The 18,646-nt window shown below is 41.4% G+C and carries 17 protein-coding genes; 16 read left to right on the forward strand and 1 reads right to left on the reverse strand.

From position 1 onward, the window contains the following. The first annotated feature begins 9 nt into the window (after window positions 1–9). The 12 genes from plsX (at window position 10) to AAEU31_RS13485 (ending at window position 11,146) form a co-directional block, all read left to right on the forward strand. Window positions 10–1,038, forward strand: coding sequence for a phosphate acyltransferase PlsX (plsX, locus tag AAEU31_RS13430; protein ID WP_135924339.1), 1,029 nt, complete (start codon window positions 10–12; stop codon window positions 1,036–1,038). A gap of 70 nt (window positions 1,039–1,108) precedes the next feature. Beyond that, window positions 1,109–2,035, forward strand: a complete 927-nt coding sequence (fabD, locus tag AAEU31_RS13435) for an ACP S-malonyltransferase (RefSeq protein ID WP_421967481.1) — start codon at window positions 1,109–1,111, stop codon at window positions 2,033–2,035. Window positions 2,036–2,046: 11 nt separating this feature from the next. Further along, window positions 2,047–2,793, forward strand: a complete 747-nt coding sequence (gene fabG / locus AAEU31_RS13440; protein WP_063704919.1) for a 3-oxoacyl-ACP reductase FabG — start codon at window positions 2,047–2,049, stop codon at window positions 2,791–2,793. Between the two features lie 238 nt (window positions 2,794–3,031). Continuing rightward, on the forward strand, window positions 3,032–3,268 hold the full coding sequence (gene acpP, locus AAEU31_RS13445) for an acyl carrier protein (protein ID WP_016707440.1): 237 nt from the start codon (window positions 3,032–3,034) through the stop codon (window positions 3,266–3,268). 271 nt (window positions 3,269–3,539) lie between these two features. Next, on the forward strand, window positions 3,540–4,778 hold the full coding sequence (gene fabF / locus AAEU31_RS13450; RefSeq protein WP_135924341.1) for a beta-ketoacyl-ACP synthase II: 1,239 nt from the start codon (window positions 3,540–3,542) through the stop codon (window positions 4,776–4,778). A gap of 57 nt (window positions 4,779–4,835) precedes the next feature. Next, window positions 4,836–5,648, forward strand: coding sequence for an aminodeoxychorismate lyase (gene pabC, locus AAEU31_RS13455; protein ID WP_421967482.1), 813 nt, complete (start codon window positions 4,836–4,838; stop codon window positions 5,646–5,648). Then, on the forward strand, window positions 5,645–6,622 hold the full coding sequence (gene mltG, locus AAEU31_RS13460; RefSeq protein ID WP_421967483.1) for an endolytic transglycosylase MltG: 978 nt from the start codon (window positions 5,645–5,647) through the stop codon (window positions 6,620–6,622). The genes pabC and mltG overlap by 4 nt, the downstream gene beginning before the upstream one ends. Window positions 6,623–6,640: 18 nt before the next feature. Further along, window positions 6,641–7,267, forward strand: a complete 627-nt coding sequence (tmk, locus tag AAEU31_RS13465; protein WP_421967484.1) for a dTMP kinase — start codon at window positions 6,641–6,643, stop codon at window positions 7,265–7,267. A 1-nt stretch (window position 7,268) separates the two neighbouring features. Continuing rightward, window positions 7,269–8,162, forward strand: coding sequence for a DNA polymerase III delta subunit-related protein (locus AAEU31_RS13470; protein ID WP_421967485.1), 894 nt, complete (start codon window positions 7,269–7,271; stop codon window positions 8,160–8,162). An 8-nt stretch (window positions 8,163–8,170) separates the two neighbouring features. After that, window positions 8,171–8,497: a PilZ domain-containing protein gene (locus tag AAEU31_RS13475; RefSeq protein ID WP_054554720.1), complete on the forward strand. Its 327-nt coding sequence runs from the start codon at window positions 8,171–8,173 to the stop codon at window positions 8,495–8,497. Between the two features lie 13 nt (window positions 8,498–8,510). Further along, window positions 8,511–9,290: a TatD family hydrolase gene (locus AAEU31_RS13480; RefSeq protein ID WP_421967486.1), complete on the forward strand. Its 780-nt coding sequence runs from the start codon at window positions 8,511–8,513 to the stop codon at window positions 9,288–9,290. Window positions 9,291–9,325: 35 nt separating this feature from the next. Continuing rightward, on the forward strand, window positions 9,326–11,146 hold the full coding sequence (locus AAEU31_RS13485; RefSeq protein ID WP_421967558.1) for an alkaline phosphatase D family protein: 1,821 nt from the start codon (window positions 9,326–9,328) through the stop codon (window positions 11,144–11,146). Window positions 11,147–11,401: 255 nt separating this feature from the next. On the opposite strand, the gene rsmF is transcribed toward AAEU31_RS13485, so the two are convergent. Further along, on the reverse strand, window positions 11,402–12,841 hold the full coding sequence (rsmF, locus tag AAEU31_RS13490; RefSeq protein ID WP_421967487.1) for a 16S rRNA (cytosine(1407)-C(5))-methyltransferase RsmF: 1,440 nt from the start codon (window positions 12,839–12,841) through the stop codon (window positions 11,402–11,404). Between the two features lie 281 nt (window positions 12,842–13,122). Between rsmF and AAEU31_RS13495 the strand changes: the two genes are divergently transcribed. The 4 genes from AAEU31_RS13495 to acnD all read left to right on the forward strand — a co-directional run bounded on the left by AAEU31_RS13495 (window position 13,123) and on the right by acnD (window position 18,644). Continuing rightward, window positions 13,123–13,827, forward strand: coding sequence for a GntR family transcriptional regulator (locus AAEU31_RS13495; RefSeq protein WP_054554723.1), 705 nt, complete (start codon window positions 13,123–13,125; stop codon window positions 13,825–13,827). Window positions 13,828–13,910: 83 nt separating this feature from the next. Further along, window positions 13,911–14,786, forward strand: coding sequence for a methylisocitrate lyase (prpB, locus tag AAEU31_RS13500; protein WP_135924348.1), 876 nt, complete (start codon window positions 13,911–13,913; stop codon window positions 14,784–14,786). 24 nt (window positions 14,787–14,810) lie between these two features. After that, complete coding sequence (gene prpC, locus AAEU31_RS13505; RefSeq protein ID WP_135924349.1) at window positions 14,811–15,935, forward strand: bifunctional 2-methylcitrate synthase/citrate synthase; 1,125 nt, start codon at window positions 14,811–14,813, stop codon at window positions 15,933–15,935. 117 nt (window positions 15,936–16,052) lie between these two features. Next, on the forward strand, window positions 16,053–18,644 hold the full coding sequence (gene acnD, locus AAEU31_RS13510) for a Fe/S-dependent 2-methylisocitrate dehydratase AcnD (protein ID WP_421967488.1): 2,592 nt from the start codon (window positions 16,053–16,055) through the stop codon (window positions 18,642–18,644). The last annotated feature ends 2 nt before the right edge of the window (window positions 18,645–18,646 follow it).

Genomic DNA, 18,646 nt, shown 5'->3' on the forward strand with positions numbered 1-18,646 from the left:
GATTGCTATATGCTGACCAATCTAACCATAGCGTTAGATATGATGGGGGGCGATTACGGCCCCCGTTCATCTATCCCCGCTGCAGTAAACGCAGTTAATGCGAATACCAACTTAAGACTCATCTTATGTGGTAATCAGCAGGTTATTCTAAAAGAACTCGAAGCACTCGATTCTGTTTCACACCCTCGTTTAATTATTCGTCATTGTAGCGAAGTCGTTACTAATGCGTGTGAACCCGCTTTAGCAGTTCGTTCTAAAAAAGACTCTTCAATGCGAGTTGCCCTTGATTTAGTTAAATCGGGTGAAGCGCAAGCATGTGTAAGCTCTGGTAATACGGGCGCTTTATTTTTTATGGCGCATTATGTATTAAAGATGCTTCCAGGCGTAAAACGCCCTGCATTAATTTCTGCTGTTCCAACTGAACGTAAAAACCCTGTCTATTTGTTAGATTTAGGTGCCAATGTGCATTGTGATGCACAAACACTTTATCAATTTGGCATTATGGGGTCTGTGGTAGCAGGGCAAGCTCTAGGTTGTGAAAATCCTAGAGTTAGTTTATTGAATATTGGCTCTGAAGACATAAAAGGGCACGAAGGAATAAAACAGGCTGCACAGTTAATGCAGCAGTGTAAATATCTTAATTACACAGGTTATAGTGAAGGTAGTGATATTTTCAGTGGCAAAGCCGATGTTATAGTTTGCGAAGGATTTGTAGGTAATGTGGCATTAAAAACCTGTGAGGGTATTGCCAAACTCATTATGCATAAACTCACCAAAGCCTTACACAAACATTTCTTATACAAGTGTTTAGCATTTTTATTACGTCCAGTGATAAAAAAACTCTACAAGCGGGTGAACCCCGACCAGTATAACGGCGCAAGTCTGGTAGGATTGCGCGGTATTGTTGTTAAAAGCCATGGTAATGCCTCTGCGAAGGCGTTTCATGCTGCTATTGATGAAGCCGCGCGGGAAGTCGAACGCCAACTCCCTGAAAAAATCGCTGCGATTTTTGAGCAAACACATCCAACAACAAAGTAGTGCAGCATAGTTAAAACTTGTTATGCTGCCTACTGATGAATATTTTTTTGTTTAATTATAAGAGCAAAGTATGGCACATAAAATTGCACTCGTATTTCCAGGTCAAGGCTCACAAGCTGTGGGCATGTTATCTGAACTATTAGCTGATTCACAAATTGCTAAAGCAACATTCGCCGAAGCATCTGAAGCACTTGGCTATGATCTCGCTGCACTTGTACTTAATGGTCCAGAAGAAGAATTAAATCAAACCCATCGTACACAACCAGCACTTCTTACTGCCAGTGTTGCTATTTACCGTCAATGGTTAGACGCAAACCCTGAAGCTGATGTTGTTATGGCCGGTCACAGTTTAGGCGAATATTCAGCCCTTGTTTGTGCTGGCGTTGTAAGCTTAAGCGAAGCCGTTAAACTTGTTGAGAACCGTGGTTTATACATGCAAGAAGCAGTACCTGCGGGTGTTGGTTCTATGGCTGCAATCATCGGTTTAGGTGATGATGAAATTAAAGCTGCTTGTGAAGCGTCAGCAAATGGTGACGTTGTTTCACCAGTAAACTACAACTCTCCAGGTCAAGTTGTAATTGCAGGTCACAAAGCGGCGGTTGAGCGTGCATCAGAAGCATGTAAAGAAGCCGGCGCTAAACGTGCTTTACCACTTGCAGTTAGCGTACCTTCTCACTGTGAACTAATGAAACCAGCCGCTGAAAAATTAGCTGCTGATTTAGCTGCTTTAACATTTAATACACCTAAGTGTGATGTAATCAACAACGTTGATGTAAAAGCTGAGCAATCAAGCGAAGGAATTAAAGATGCATTAGTACGTCAACTATACAGCCCAGTACGCTGGACTGAAACAGTACAAGCATTGGTTGCACAAGGTATTACACAAAGCTATGAGTTTGGCCCTGGTAAAGTTTTAACGGGTCTTGCGAAACGAATTGATAAAGCAATGGTATGCGCTGCGGTTAATACGCAAGCTACGATTGATGAAGCGAAATAAGTAGGAATAGAATGACAAATTTATTTTCTCTTGAGGGCAAGGTTGTCCTAATCACTGGTGCAAGCCGTGGTATTGGTAAAGCAATTGCAAACACGTTAGTTGCACAAGGTGCAAAAGTAGCGGGTACTGCAACAAGCGAATCAGGTGCTGCTAAAATCAGTGAATACTTAGGTGACAACGGTAAAGGTTATGCTCTTAACGTAACCGATCCTGAGTCGATTGAGGCAACACTTGCTGCAATTAAGGCTGATTTAGGTGATATTGACGTATTAGTTAACAATGCGGGTATCACCCGTGATAACTTATTAATGCGTATGAAAGACGGTGAATGGGATGACATCATCGACACTAACTTAAGCTCAATTTTCCGTTTATCAAAGGCTGTATTACGCCCTATGATGAAAAAGAAAAATGGCCGTATCATTAATATTGGTTCTGTAGTGGGCACTATGGGTAACGCGGGTCAGGCAAACTACGCCGCGGCGAAAGCGGGTGTTATTGGTTTTACTAAGTCATTAGCACGCGAAGTTGCCTCACGTGGTATTACAGTTAATGTAGTAGCGCCTGGTTTTATCCAAACGGACATGACAGATGAGCTGACTGATGAGCAAAAAGCAGCTACGCTTGCAAATGTACCTGCTGGTCGTTTAGGTCAACCTGAAGAAATTGCTGCTGCAGTGTGTTATTTAGCATCTGACGCTGCTGCGTATGTATCAGGCGAAACATTGCACGTAAATGGCGCGATGTACATGGTTTAATGAAAGTTGGCAAAAATTTGCTAACGAAAGATTATCGAAAATTGTTGAATTTTTTGTGATCTTGCTTTAAACATACTTGAATTCGCTATGAAAATAAGCGATAAATGAACAAATACCAAGCAAGAGGTTTGACCAGATAAGTAATTATCAGCAAATCCTTGAATCACAGAATTATGCGGCGTAAACTACGCCGCAATCTGAAAATAACGCATTGGCGTTTTTATTAAAGGAAAGAAGAATGAGCGACATCCAAGAACGCGTAAAGAAAATTATCATTGAGCAACTAGGTGTTAAAGAAGAAGAAGTAAAACATGAAGCTTCTTTCGTTGACGACTTAGGTGCTGACTCACTTGACACTGTAGAACTAGTAATGGCTCTTGAAGAAGAGTTCGACACTGAGATCCCAGACGAAGAAGCTGAAAAGATCACTACAGTTCAAGCTGCAATCGATTACGTTACAGCTCACGCTGAGTAATTTTACGCATTTTGATTTTTAAGGGCAGCGTTTAGCTGCCCTTAGTCTATCTATAGAATGATACTAATTATTACCAATTAGCAGTAAAAATTGCTAATTATGAAGGTGAAGCCTAGCAACAATGTAGTGGAAGTTTCTGATTCAAAATCACTAACAATGAAACTTTTGCCATATTACCAATTTAGCTTTTTCTTCAAATGACGCGATATAACGTTATTGGTATAATTTGGTTTACACCTACCTAAAATAATTTCCTTATTGGAGGCAACCCGTGGCTAAACGTCGAGTCGTCGTAACTGGCTTAGGAATGTTGACACCGCTAGGTAATGATGTTGAATCTACTTGGCAAGGTTTGTTAAACGGTAAAAGTGGTATTCAAACTATCACACATTTCGATACCTCAAGTTTCGGCACCAAATTCGCAGGTTTGCTGAATGACTTTGATGCATCAGCTTACATGTCACCGAAAGATGCAAAGAAAATGGATTTGTTTATCCAATATGGCATTGCAGCGGGTGTACAAGCACTACAAGATTCTGGTCTAGAGATCACTGAACAAAACGCCACGCGCGTTGGTGTTGCAGTGGGTTCTGGCATTGGTGGTTTGACGTTAATCGAAGAAAACCACATTAAACTACTAAATAGTGGTCCGCGTAAGCTTTCACCATTTTATGTGCCTTCGACTATTATCAATATGATCTCGGGCCATTTATCGATTATGCATGGTTTACGTGGTCCAAACATTTCAATTGTTACAGCATGTACAACAGGCTTACATAATATTGGTCATGCTGCGCGTATGATTGCATACGGTGATGCAGACGCAATGGTAGCCGGTGGTGCAGAAAAAGCCTCTACACCAATTGGTATGGGTGGTTTTAATGCGGCACGTGCACTATCAACACGTAACGACGATCCACAAGCAGCATCACGCCCTTGGGATAAAGACCGTGACGGTTTTGTTCTTGCTGATGGTGCCGGTGTTATCGTACTTGAAGAATATGAGCATGCAAAAGCACGTGGTGCGAAAATCTACGCTGAACTGGTAGGTTTTGGTATGAGTGGTGATGCATATCACATGACTTCTCCACCTGAAGACGGTGCAGGCGCAGCACTTGCGATGGAAAATGCATTAAACGATGCACAAGTTAATGCAGACCAAGTTGGTTATATTAATGCTCACGGTACATCGACTAATGCAGGCGATAAAGCCGAAACATCAGCCGTTAAAACTATTTTTGGTGATGCAGCGAAAGATGTGATGGTAAGTTCATCTAAATCAATGATGGGCCACTTGTTAGGTGCAGCAGGCTCAGTAGAGTCAATTATTACTATCTTGTCACTTGTTGACCAGAAAGTAAGCCCTACAATTAACCTTGATAACCCTGATGAAGGTTGTGATTTAGACTATGTACCGCACACTGCACGTGACGCTAAATTGGATTACGCACTATGTAATTCATTTGGTTTTGGTGGTACTAATGGCTCGTTGCTGTTTAAAAAGGTATAATTCTTTTTAACAACGGACTAAAAAGAAGAGCCCAGTTGTTTAACTGGGCTTTTTTGTATGAGTAAATTAAAACAAACAATAAAAATAACCACACCAGACACCACAATAAGCACACAAGATCGTGGCTTAAATTATGGCGATGGCTTTTTCACGACTGCCTCAGTGGTGGACTCAGAGGTTGAGCACTGGGATTTACATAAAGCGCGTTTAGAAGAATGCGCGCAAAGGCTATTTTTCCCGGAATTAGATTTAACCGCAATTGAGTGTGAAGTTAACCAAGCAATTAGTGATACACAAACGGGTATTTTAAAAATAGTCGTCACTCGTGGCGCAGGTGGTCGTGGTTATGGTTTACCAGATACGCCCAATATCCAAGCTCTTATCACTGTATTACCTCCGGTTTCACACTATCTATCCTGGCAACAGCAGGGCGTTAAATTAGCAATAAGTGACGTGAGACTTGCATACCAACCGTTACTTGCTGGACTAAAAACCCTAAATCGTCTAGAGCAAGTACTTATTAAAAAGCACATGCATACTGTTGAGTGTGATGACGTTGTGGTGCTTGATTATAAAAATAATGTGATTGAGTGCTCAGCTGCAAATATATTCGCCATTAAAAACGGTAAAATCGTTTCACCCAAGTTAGATGGCTGCGGTATTACAGGGGTTTATCTAAACGCTTTATGTGGTAAGTTAGCCATTGAGTTTAAAGCAATCCAACTGGATGAGTTGCTAGCTATGGATGCCGTATTTATGTGCAACAGTTTAATGGGTGTGGTTCCGGTTACAAGCATTGCTGATACACAGTTTGATATTGTACGCAGTAACGCGCTATTAGCGGCGCAGTTTGCCAAGGAGAATACGTGATAAAAGTCATTGTTAGCGTGCTGTTATTAGCATTGCTATGTTGTGGTATTGGCTATCAACAGCTTCAATCAGCACTAAAAATGCCGTTAAAAGTTGAAAACAGTACTTTATTTAAAGTAGAGCGCGGCACTGGCTTTAATCAACTCTGCCAAGCATGGCAAGCAAAACAATGGGTTGATAGCTGCTTTAAATTTCAGATACTCGCTAAATTAGATCCGACTCTTACTGATTTAAAAGCGGGTCTGTATGAGCTTGATACAAGTGCTGTGATTGATAATATTCGCCGTATCAATGAAGGTGCACAAGTAAGCTTTAGTTTCACTATTATTGAAGGGCAACCTCTTCGTGAAGTGGTGGCAAACATAGCAAAACAAGCTCATTTAACACAAGATTTAGATCCAGAAAATTTAGCTACGCAGATAAGTAGTACGCAAGAAAATTTAGAAGGCTGGTTGTTCCCAGACACCTATCATTACCATAGTGAAGATAGCGCCAGTGGCTTATTAAAACGCGCATACAGCAAAATGCAGCAAGAATTAGAGGCTGCATGGCAAAAAAGAGCGCCAGATTTAGTTTTAAACTCACCCTATGAAGCTTTAATTCTCGCGTCGATTATTGAAAAAGAAACCGGCCTTGCTTCTGAGCGACCATTAATTTCGGCGGTATTTACTAATCGTTTAAAAACCAATATGCGTTTGCAAACCGATCCGACAGTTATCTATGGTATAGGTGCGGATTTTGATGGTGATATTAAGCGCAAAGATTTAACAACGTATACACCGTATAATACATATAAAATAAAAGGCTTACCGCCAACACCAATAGCCATGCCATCGAAAGCAGCGCTACTTGCGGCAGTTAATCCGCCTGAGTCTGAGTACGTGTATTTTGTCTCGAAGGGAGATGGCAGCCATCAATTTTCGAAAACGTTACAAGAACATAATCGCGCAGTTAAACAGTATCAATTGAATTAACAACCAGAATAGAGTCATATGACAGCGAAATTTATAGTGATTGAAGGCCTTGAAGGGGCTGGAAAATCAACGGCAATTGCCGTGTGCCAAGCTTATTTAGAAAATAAGCAGATCGAATTTATCAATGTACGTGAGCCAGGTGGAACACCCATGGCAGAAGAACTACGTAGTATCGTAAAACAGGCTCATCAAGAAACAGTCACTTCTGAAACTGAGCTGTTAATTATGTATGCGGCACGTTCGCAATTGGTTGCTAATGTCATTGCTCCAGCACTTAAAAAGGGCACTTGGGTGTTAGGTGATCGTCATGATCTCTCATCGCAAGCGTATCAAGGGGGTGGTCGTGGGATTGAACAAGAGCAACTTTCTTTTTTAGCTGATATGGTGCTAAAGGGTTTAAAACCAGACTTAACGATATATTTAGATATTGAACCTGCAGTGGGTCTTGAACGTGCAAAAGGACGTGGTGAACTAGACCGTATAGAGCAAGAAGCTTTAGGCTTTTTTGAGCGCACTCGAGAACGTTATCTTGAAATTGCAAGCACTGACAACAGCATCAAAACAGTAGATGCTAATCAAACCATGCCTGAAGTGCATACAGCTATTACCAGTGTGCTTGATGAATTCTTCAAAGGTGTCAATTAGCATGCCTTTGCCATGGCTTGAACCTTTATATCAGCAATTAGCTCAAAGCTATTCGCAGCAACGTTTCCATCATGCACAGTTATTTAATGGCGATATCGGTGTAGGAAAACGTGAGCTAGTTGATATGTTAGCTGATGCGTTACTGTGCTCTAATGCCCACAACCTAATTGCCTGTGGAAAATGTAAAAGCTGTCAATTAAACCGAGCAAACACACATCCCGACAAGCGCGTTGTAAAGGCTGAAGGCCAAACTATTGGTGTTGATGAAGTGCGTGAAATTACAGATTTTATCAATCATTCATCAGCTCAAAATGGTAATAAAGTGGTGGTACTTGAACACAGTCATAAAATGACTACCGCAGCCGCAAATGCCTTGTTAAAAACTCTTGAAGAACCCAGTTTAAATCGATACCTGCTTTTAACCTGTGAACAACTGGCTTTATTGCCAGCCACAATTTTAAGCCGCTGTGCAGTTCATGAGGTAAAGGTAAATCCTAGCTTAGCTAAAAAATGGTTGGGTGAATTTAATATACCTCATTATTCTTGGTTAGAACTATTTGTAGAGCAGCCAATGCTTATTGAGCATTGGTATAATGAAAAACAATTAGACTCAATAGATTCCCTCTATAAATTTGCAACTGAGTTAAAAGACAGCGATAATTTCAGTGCTTTAGTCGAGATCCTTAGCAAAGATAGTACCTTGATTAATGTATTTGTTCTGTTTTTAACAGAACACTTAAAGAAAAAATTAGTATTAGGGATGGATTTTTTCAGCTACCAAAAAGCACAACAAGCCATAGCAGAATTTCTGTATAATAGCTCGCATGTGCTAGGTTTAAATATGTCGCTGGCCATTTCGAAGTTAGCGTTTTCATTACGTGAAAGCCAAAATTAGGATACATCGTGCAAGAATTATTAGTAGATATTGAAGACTTAGAAGAATTATATCGCTGTTACATGCCGTACTTAAAAAATGGTGGTTTATTTGTTCGCACTAATATGCGTTTTGAAATGGGCCATTCACTTGCATTAAAAGTTACTTTACCTGATGCATTGGAAGACGATGTAGTGACAGGTAAAGTTGCTTGGATCACCCCGCAAGGTGCTCAAAGTTCAAATCCACCGGGTATCGGTGTGAATTTTATTGATGACAAAACGAATTTGAATGCGAAGATCGAAAAACTTTTGGGTACTATGTTAAACTCTGGCAATCCGACCTATACCATGTAATAAAAGTAGTACCATGATTGTAGATTCTCATTGCCATTTAGACAGGCTCGATTTCGATAAACTCGACCTTAATTTAGACCAAGTACTTGAAAATGCTCGCGAAAAGAAAGTTGAACATTTCTTGTGCGTGAGTGTCACTTTAGATCAATTCCCAACGATGCTGGATAAAATCAAACACTATCCAGATGTTTCTGCATCATGCGGCGTTCACCCACTTGATCAAAAAGACTCGCTCGATAAGCAAAAACTTATTTCACTTGCTAGCCACGATAAAGTGGTTGCGATAGGTGAAACCGGTCTAGATTACTATTACTCAAAAGACACCCATATAGTTCAGCAAGAAAGTTTTGTTGGTCATATCGAGGTTGCTAATGAGCTCAATAAGCCGCTAATTATTCATACTCGTGATGCCAAAGAAGACACCATTAATCTAATGCGTGCGCATAATGCAGAGAATTGTGGTGGTGTATTACACTGCTTTACAGAGAACTGGGAAATGGCCAAAAAAGCCATTGATATGGGCTTTTATATCTCGATTTCGGGTATCGTTACGTTTAAAAATGCCGTTGAGCTAAAAGATGTTGTAAAGCAAATCCCGCTTGATCGCTTATTAATTGAAACAGACTCACCCTATTTAGCGCCTGTTCCTTATCGTGGTAAAATAAATCAACCAGCCTACGTTGAAGATGTAGCTTACTACATCGCTGAGTTAAAAGGGCTTACTTTTAACGAGTTAGCCGAAGCAACAACTAACAACTTTTACTCGTTGTTCAATCAAGCTAAAAGGGCGTAGTGGTGCAAGGCGTATCAAATTTACCTCAGTTAGTAATGGGGCCAATGGTACGCCGAGCAGATGCAGGGCGAGTGTGCTTTCAATTTGTTACAACAGTGCCTTGCCAATACCGAATTGAGTTTAAAGGTGTTGATACTTACTCCAACTTAGAGTCAATTCAATTAGGGCAACATCTTTACTTAAATTTCATCAATGTCATGCCAGTCAGTGGCCAGTTTACAGTAGATTCACTGATCTATTATTCGTTACATGATGAAGATAAAAGCATTGATCTGTCGTCTTATTGCTACGAGCGAGCTGAATCTCCTGCATTTGTGATCCCCAATAGGCTCGATAGAATTCTTCATGGCTCGTGTCGTAATCCTCATCACCCAGCAAAAGATAGCCTCGTTGCTGCTGACAAATGGCAAAATGACCAGCGTCAATCTCTTAATGCAGGTGCTGACTTATTATTGTTATCTGGCGATCAAATATATGCAGATGATGTCGCAGGGCCTATGCTGCTCGCGATTGAAAAAGTGATTAGTTTATTTGGTGTGTTTGTAGAGCCCGAACTTGATTTAGATTTACCAGCAGGGTTTGAACAACAACTTTATAAGCGCCATTTACACTTACCTAAAGTGCCTTGGCAAAAACGCAGTAAATTTGGTGTTGGTTATTGGCTCAAAAAAGATGAGCCGCACTTCTCAAGTTTAAAAGCTGAAAACCACTTAATTCATTTTCAAGAATTTATAGCGCTTTATTTACTAAACTTTAGCACTATTACTTGGCAGTTAATCGAGTTTGAAACAATTGAATGCCCAGCATTAGCTCCTAAATACGCTAATTTATTCAAACTTGAAAAAGACGCTTTACTTGGTTTCGCAAAAGGCCTTGGTAGTGTCGAAAGATTATTTGCCAATGTATCGACATTGATGATGTTTGATGATCATGATGTCACCGATGATTGGAACTTAACCGCAGGATGGGAGCAGGCTATTTATCAGCACCCAGCTAGCCGACGCATAGTAAATAATGGCCTGATTAGTTATTGGTTAATGCAAGGGATTGGTAATGATGCGGGTACTAACTCATTGTCTTTATTGCCAAGTTTTAAGCAGAGTTTAAAGCAGCAGAGTTGGCATTTTAAAGACTTTGATAAGCTAATACTCAATTTTAACCATTGGCATTATGAGCTTAATACCATACCCAAAGTTGTGGTGCTCGATACCCGAACCCATCGCTGGCGTAATGAACAAAACTTCAATGAACCATCTGGCTTACTTGATTGGGAAAGGCTAACAGAATTAGAAGAAAGCTTATTGTCTCACGATAAAGTGATTATTGTATCTCCAGCACCGGTGTTTGGTGTTAAATCAATTGAAGCAATCCAAGCGATTTTTAATTTTTGTGGGCAACCTTTGCTTGTTGATGTTGAAAACTGGATGGCCCACGAAGGTTCCGCTAAAAAGCTACTTGATACTTTCCGCCGTGAAGATACACCAAAAGAAACCTTGATACTCTCTGGTGATGTACATTATTCATTTTGTTTTTCAGTGCAAAAGCGCTTTGGCAAACATAAAAACCGTATTTGGCAGTTAACCGCCAGTGGTATTAAAAATGAGTTTCCTCGCAAGCTCATTAATGTACTCGATAAGCTAGATTCGATTTTATATGCCCCAAAAAGCCCACTTAACTTTTTTACTAAACGTTGGCAGATGGAAGTTGATAAACACCAAACCATGGGTGAAGGGCAAAAGTATTTGGTTAGTAATGCAGCTATCAGTTTGATAGAGCTCAATGATGGTTTGCTCGCAAAATATCAACTAATTCATGCTGACAACCAAATTACAGAATTCGATTTAAACACACATTAATCGAATACTCAGAATAAAAAAACGCCCAGAACGAATCCGCATTGTTCTGGGCTTAGGGGTGGCTCGTGCGAGCCTGCGCTAACTATAAAAAAACACCTTCTAAATTCAGTAGGGAGAAGTAGAAAGTACTTTTAAGTGTAGTTAATAAGCAGGAAATTGCACGGTAAATGTACAAATTTTATACTAGTTTAAAATCAGCCTGTTACGGCTTTTTACCTAAAAAGGTGCCTACTTTATACAAGCCTTATGCGCAACTTATACCCAAGTTATCAACTGGGCATTTTGTACTAAATCACGTGGTAATGAGTTCTTAATTTTATTCTTTTGCCACTTACCAAGGCCTACAGGACAGTCACATAACATTAACACTACTTCACCATTATCTTGAGTTGGTTTTTCGAGCCGAATATCTTTACCGTTAAAGTAATCGTTTGCTTGGCAAGCAGACATCTCAAAGGTATTTTTATCGCAATCTTGGCCAAATACGGTGGCAAATTCATGCGCTAAACGAACCCCACCTTTGTGAATTACACCAAGTTGAATACCTAAACGTGAGTATTTAATTTTATCTTGCAGTTCATCAAAGCCATCAGGAAACAACCAAAGCTCTTTATCACGCTGCATTAAAGTGCCTTTAAGTGATTTTAGACCGAACTGTTTTTTAATTGTTTGCATAAACGCTTGGCTTTGCTTTTTATCAAACTCAGCAAACGGAAATGCGCCTTTCTTAACTTTTTGATTGGGGTTATCGCTTGACGCTACTTTCTTAAATTTAGCGATGAAGAAACCTTCACTATCGTAAGTTTGCGGCCAAACGTGCAAATAACCTTCGCTGGTTGTCGCTTTATCTGCGCCATCGAACAGGCTATCGAGTGATTGTACTTCGATGCAATCAGGGAACTCAGCTAATAGGTATTCGCACACTTGTTGGTTTTCAAGTGGTGTTAAAGTACAGGTCGAATAAACTAATGTGCCGCCGGGTTTTAGGGCGTAAAAGGCACTTTTGATGAGTGCTTTTTGCACAGCAGCAATATCAATATTAGATTCGATTGACCAATTCTTTAGGGCGTCTGCATCTTTACGAACCGTGCCTTCACCTGAGCACGGGGCGTCTAGCAAAATACTGTCGAAGCACTCATACATGTAATCTCCAAAGATCACACCATCAAAATGTGATAACGCACAGTTACCAACACCCATACGTTTGAGGGTTGCTGCCAATACTTTTAAGCGAGACGATGACAATTCATTGGCAACTAACACGCCACTATTATCCATCATGGCAGCGATTTGTGATGTTTTTGAACCTGGTGCCGATGCCATATCTAATACCGTATTGCTTTGCTCAACCTCGGCTCTCAGTGCAACCGGCGGCAGCATTGAGCTGGCTTCTTGTACATACATAGCGCCACTTAAGTGTAAATCGGTATTACCGATTGCAAGGGCTTCTTCTTCCTCACTTGGACGTGTTAACCAGAATCCTTCTTCACACCATGGAATTGCTGTTAACTCCCATCCTTTATTGGCGCATTGACGCTGAAATTCTGAGACTGACATTTTTAATGTATTTACGCGAACTGAGCGTCTAAGTGGGCGACGACAGGCTGCAATAAAGTCGTCTAATGATAAATGTTCAGGAAGGTAGCTTTTTACATCATCAATAAATGAATCTGGAATATATGTATTAGCGTCCACTAAATGGCTCTCACGTCACGTAATAATAGGCGGATCATACCATTTATAGCGCTGTCATGGGATATTTTTAGCTTTTTACGAGCGATATTAAAGTGTCGACAAATTGCCAATATAAATGTCTTTTATAGTCATTATTTTTGATAAATATCATTTTATGTCGACATTTTGCTGGTTTTTTAGTCTATTTTTCCGATCTCAAGGTTGACACATTCGATGATAGGGCGCATAGTGAACTCACAAATTGTCGACAATCTTAATCAAGTACTTAAATAGACCTATTTATGACAGAGCAAAAAGCCAACGATAACTACAACGATATCACGATAACAACGGCATCAGACCAAGTGTTTGTCGACATGCGTCGTGAAATTGTACAAGGCACCATAGAGCAGGGTAGCAAAATTTCTGAGCCAGAACTTGCTAAACGCTATGGTGTAAGCCGTGCCACCCTTCGCGAGGCGCTAAATCGTTTAGAGAGCTGTTATTTGGTAGAGCGTAAAGCCAATGTTGGTTGCCGTGTAGTCGCACTGACCGCTGAGCGTTTAATCGAAGTCTATCAGGTACGTAGTGCCCTTGAGGGGCTCGCTTGTCGGTTAGCTGCCGACAACATGGAACCTGAAGAAGTGCAGGGTTTAAAGCAGTTGTTAAACCAGCACTTACAAACGCAGCGTGTAAAAGAAGGTGAATCATACTACCAAGAAGCGGGCGACCTTGATTTTCATTATCGCATTATAAAAGGGTCGAAAAACGCACACTTAATTCATCTTTTATGTAATGAGTTGTACCAGTTAATTCGTATGTACCGTGTACAAATGGGTATGGTTGGGCCGCGTGTATCAAAAGCATTTGATGAACACTTGGCTATTATTAATGCCATTGAAAACCATGACGGTGAATTAGCCGAAATGCTTATGAAACGCCATATCAGCGCGTCTCAGGCAAATATTCAGACTAAGTTTGACTTACTCGCAGCAAAAAATCAGTAGCGCCGTAGTTAAACAGTCACAATTTAGATTTAAAAATAGAGTCAGCCAAAGAGCTGAAACCGTTCAAAGATAGGAGTTATCCAATGTCAGCAGGATTAAAGTTCAAACAGGCAATTGCCAACAACAAGCCATTGCAAGTGGTTGGCACCGTCAATGCGTACTGCGCAATGATGGCAGAAAAAACAGGTCACCAAGCACTTTACCTCTCAGGTGCAGGTGTTGCTAACGCGTCATACGGCATGCCAGATTTAGGTATGACTAGCCTAGATAACGTACTTGAAGATATTCGTCGAATTACCAGCGCTACCGACTTACCGCTTCTTGTTGATGCTGACACAGGTTGGGGCGGTGCATTTAATATTGCTCGTACCGTTAAAGAAATGACCAAAGCGGGTGCTGCGGGCTTCCATATTGAAGACCAAGTAGCACAAAAGCGTTGTGGTCACCGTCCTAATAAAGAAATCGTGTCTAAAGATGAAATGGTTGACCGTATTAAAGCAGCGGTTGATGCCAAAACTGACAGTGATTTTTACATCATGGCGCGTACTGACGCATTCCAAAAAGAAGGCTTAAATGCCGCGATTGATCGCGCCGCAGCATGTGTTGAAGCTGGCGCAGACGCTATTTTTGCAGAAGCTGTACATGATTTAGCAGATTACCAAGCGTTTGCTAAAGCGTTAAATGTGCCAATTCTTGCGAACATCACTGAATTTGGTCAAACACCGCTCTATACAAAAGAGCAGTTAAGCGAAGTTGGTGTTGAAATTGTACTTTATCCATTAAGTGCATTTAGAGCCATGAACAAAGCAGCGCTTAATGTGTATTCGTCTATTCTTAACGAAGGCTCACAACAAAGCCAATTAGACAACATGCAAACACGTGCAGAATTATATGAGTTTTTAGATTACCACTCATATGAAAACACACTCGATAACCTTTTCTCAGCTAAAAAATCATAACGACAACATATAAGGAGAACACTCATGGTAGATAAAGCATTAGGCGGCGCAGGTTTACGTGGTCAAGTAGCAGGTGAAACAGCACTATGTACAGTAGGTAAATCAGGTTCAGGTTTAACTTATTGTGGTTATGATATTAGTGAATTAGCAGATAAAGCGCAGTTTGAAGAAGTGTCTTTTTTACTGTCGCGTGGTGAATTACCAACAGAATCTGAGCTTACTGAATATAAAGCAAAGCTAAAATCACTACGTGGTTTACCTGAAGCACTAAAAACAGTGCTTGAAAACATCCCTAAAGACGCACACCCAATGGATGTAATGCGCACTGGTTGTTCTATGCTAGGTAACCTAGAAATGGAGCAAGATTTCTCACAAGCGAATGATGCGATTGACCGCCTAGTTGCCGTATTCCCAAGTATTATTTGTTACTGGTATCGTTTTAGTCATGACGGCGTTCGTATCGACACTGAAACTGATGATGATTCGGTAGGTGCACACTTCTTACGTTTATTACATGACAAAGCACCATCAGCACTGTTTGAGCAAGTAATGAATGTGTCTTTAATTCTCTATGCTGAGCATGAGTTTAATGCATCGACATTTACTGCGCGTGTTTGTGCATCGACATTGTCGGATATTCATTCTTGTGTAACGGGTGCGATTGGTAGCTTACGTGGTCCACTGCATGGCGGTGCAAACGAAGCCGCTATGGATATGATTGAAGGCTTCACAAGCCCAGATCAAGCTGAAGATGCACTGATGGGTATGCTTGAGCGTAAAGACAAGATCATGGGCTTTGGTCACGCTATCTACCGCGAATCAGATCCACGAAACGTGATCATCAAAAAGTGGTCAGAAAAACTGGCTGCAGAAGTGGGTGACGATGTTCTTTATCCAGTGTCTGTTCGCTGTGAAGAAGTTATGTGGCGTGAAAAGAAATTATTCTGTAATGCTGATTTCTTCCATGCATCTGCGTATCACTTCATGGGTATTCCAACTAAGTTATTCACGCCAATTTTCGTGATGAGCCGTGTTACAGGTTGGACAGCACACGTGAAAGAGCAACGTGCTAACAACCGTATCATTCGCCCAAGTGCAGATTATACGGGCCCAGAAGCGCGCAGCTATACGCCAATTTCTGAGCGTTAATCGTTAATTAAATCAGTGATAGGGGTAGCTTAGCTGCCCCTTTATGAAGGGGCGAAATAAATACAAAAACAATCAGCCCACCTTTGTTCACCGTCACCAAGTACAAGTAGAATCATCATGAATACAAATTTTAGAAAACCATTAGCAGGCACAGGAGTAGATTACTTTGATACCCGCGCTGCTGTTGATGCAATTAAACCAGGCAGCTATGCCACACTTCCTTATACATCGCGAGTACTTGCCGAAAACTTAGTTCGTCGCTGTGAACCTGAAATGCTAAATGATGCGCTGTCGCAATTGATTGACCGTAAGCGTGATTTAGATTTTCCATGGTTTCCTGCTCGTGTTGTATGCCACGATATCTTAGGTCAAACAGCGTTGGTTGATTTGGCAGGCCTACGTGATGCCATTGCTGCAAAAGGCGGCGATCCTGCAAAAGTAAACCCTGTGGTACCAACACAGTTAATTGTTGACCATTCATTAGCGGTTGAACACGCAGGTTTTGAACCGGATGCTTTTGAAAAAAACCGTGCTATTGAAGACCGTCGTAACGATGACCGTTTCCACTTTATCAATTGGACAAAAACAGCATTTAAAAATATTGATGTGATCCCGCCGGGTAACGGCATTATGCATCAAATCAATTTAGAGAAAATGTCACCGGTGATCCAAAACCGCGATGGCGTGGCATTCCCAGATACACTAGTTGGTACTGATAGCCATACACCCATGGTCGATGCATTAGGTGTTATTGCTGTAGGCGTGGGTGGTCTTGAAGCTGAAAGCGTGATGCTTGGCCGAGCGTCTTACATGCGTTTACCTGACATTGTTGGGGTTGAGCTAACAGGCAAACCACAACCGGGTATTACTGCAACTGATATCGTATTAGCGATCACCGAGTTTTTACGCAATGAAAAAGTTGTGTCGACCTACCTTGAGTTTTATGGTGAAGGTGCCGATGCACTTACCTTAGGTGACAGAGCAACTATTTCTAATATGACACCAGAGTTTGGCGCAACAGCTGCGATGTTCTACATTGATGACAACACACTTGATTACCTACGCTTAACAGGTCGCGAAGAAGAGCAGGTTAAACTAGTCGAAACTTACGCAAAAGAAACCGGTCTTTGGAGCGATAGCCTTAAAACGGCAGAATATGAGCGTGTGTTAACCTTTGATCTGTCATCAGTTGGTCGCAATATTGCGGGCCCATCGAATCCACATCGCCGTGTTGCAACAAAGGACCTTGATAAAGCGGGTATCACTGGCATCGTTGAAAATGAAGAAGGCTTAATGCCAGATGGCGCCTGTATCATTGCAGCAATCACAAGTTGTACTAATACTAGTAACCCACGCAATGTAATTGCCGCTGGTTTACTTGCGCGCAATGCTAACGCTAAAGGGTTAACCCGTAAGCCATGGGTTAAAACATCACTGGCACCGGGTTCTAAAGCGGTTAAATCTTACTTAGAAGAAGCAAATTTATTACCTGAACTCGAGCAACTTGGCTTTGGTATCGTTGGCTTTGCCTGTACGACCTGTAACGGCATGAGTGGTGCGCTTGATCCAAAGATTCAGCAAGAAGTGATTGACCGTGACTTATATGCAACAGCTGTACTTTCGGGTAACCGTAATTTTGATGGCCGTATTCACCCTTATGCTAAACAAGCATTCTTAGCTTCACCACCACTGGTTGTTGCTTATGCCATTGCTGGTACTATTCGCTTTGATATCGAAAAAGATGTATTAGGGTACGATCAACAAGGCAACGAAATTCGCTTAATGGATTTATGGCCATCAGATGAAGAAATTGATGCAGTGATCAAACAAAGTGTTAAACCTGAACAATTTAAAAAGGTTTACGAGCCAATGTTTGATTTAAGTGTAGATTACGGTGAAGACAACGATCCGCTTTACCAATGGCGTCCACAAAGTACTTATATTCGCCGTCCTCCTTATTGGGAAGGTGCATTAGCGGGTGAACGTTCGCTTAGTAATATGCGTGCATTAGCGGTACTGGGTGACAACATCACCACTGACCACTTATCGCCTTCAAATGCGATTTTAGCGTCAAGTGCAGCTGGCGAGTACTTAGCTAAAATGGGCCTCCCAGAAGAAGATTTTAACTCGTATGCTACGCACCGAGGCGACCATTTAACTGCACAGCGTGCAACATTCGCTAACCCTAAGTTATTGAATGAAATGGTTAAAGAAAATGGTGGAGTGAAGCAAGGTTCATACGCTCGTATTGAACCAGAAGGCAAAGTGACGCGGATGTGGGAAGCAATCGAAACCTACATGCAGCGTAAACAACCGCTTATCATTGTGGCAGGTGCCGATTATGGTCAAGGCTCATCACGTGACTGGGCTGCAAAAGGTGTACGCCTTGCAGGTGTTGAAGTGATTGCAGCCGAGGGCTTTGAGCGTATTCACCGCACTAACTTAATTGGTATGGGCGTACTACCGCTAGAATTTAAAGCCGGCACTACGCGAACTACATTAGGTATTGATGGCAGTGAAACCTTTAGTGTGAAAGGTGAGCCAACACCAGGTGCAACCCTGACCTTAGTGATCACCCGTGCCAATGGTGAAACTGTTGAAGTACCAATGACGTGTCGTTTAGATACCGCTGAAGAAGTGTCAATTTATTCAGCGGGTGGTGTACTACAACGTTTCGCGCAAGATTTCTTAGAATCTGAGGAGCACTAAGT

It is taken from the genome of Pseudoalteromonas thalassia (assembly GCF_049257215.1).
In the GTDB taxonomy this organism is placed as follows: domain Bacteria; phylum Pseudomonadota; class Gammaproteobacteria; order Enterobacterales; family Alteromonadaceae; genus Pseudoalteromonas; species Pseudoalteromonas lipolytica_C.

Excerpts from the sequence above, each read along its gene's own strand:
- prpB (WP_135924348.1), top strand. The coding sequence starts at position 13,911 with ATGTCAGCAGGATTAAAGTTCAAACAGGCAATTGCCAACAACAAGCCA.
- fabD (WP_421967481.1), top strand. The coding sequence starts at position 1,109 with ATGGCACATAAAATTGCACTCGTATTTCCAGGTCAAGGCTCACAAGCT.
- acpP (WP_016707440.1), top strand. The coding sequence starts at position 3,032 with ATGAGCGACATCCAAGAACGCGTAAAGAAAATTATCATTGAGCAACTA.
- fabG (WP_063704919.1), top strand. The coding sequence starts at position 2,047 with ATGACAAATTTATTTTCTCTTGAGGGCAAGGTTGTCCTAATCACTGGT.
- AAEU31_RS13485 (WP_421967558.1), top strand. The coding sequence starts at position 9,326 with ATGGGGCCAATGGTACGCCGAGCAGATGCAGGGCGAGTGTGCTTTCAA.
- pabC (WP_421967482.1), top strand. The coding sequence starts at position 4,836 with ATGAGTAAATTAAAACAAACAATAAAAATAACCACACCAGACACCACA.
- plsX (WP_135924339.1), top strand. The coding sequence starts at position 10 with ATGCTGACCAATCTAACCATAGCGTTAGATATGATGGGGGGCGATTAC.
- prpC (WP_135924349.1), top strand. The coding sequence starts at position 14,811 with ATGGTAGATAAAGCATTAGGCGGCGCAGGTTTACGTGGTCAAGTAGCA.
- acnD (WP_421967488.1), top strand. The coding sequence starts at position 16,053 with ATGAATACAAATTTTAGAAAACCATTAGCAGGCACAGGAGTAGATTAC.
- AAEU31_RS13495 (WP_054554723.1), top strand. The coding sequence starts at position 13,123 with ATGACAGAGCAAAAAGCCAACGATAACTACAACGATATCACGATAACA.
- AAEU31_RS13470 (WP_421967485.1), top strand. The coding sequence starts at position 7,269 with ATGCCTTTGCCATGGCTTGAACCTTTATATCAGCAATTAGCTCAAAGC.
- tmk (WP_421967484.1), top strand. The coding sequence starts at position 6,641 with ATGACAGCGAAATTTATAGTGATTGAAGGCCTTGAAGGGGCTGGAAAA.
- AAEU31_RS13480 (WP_421967486.1), top strand. The coding sequence starts at position 8,511 with ATGATTGTAGATTCTCATTGCCATTTAGACAGGCTCGATTTCGATAAA.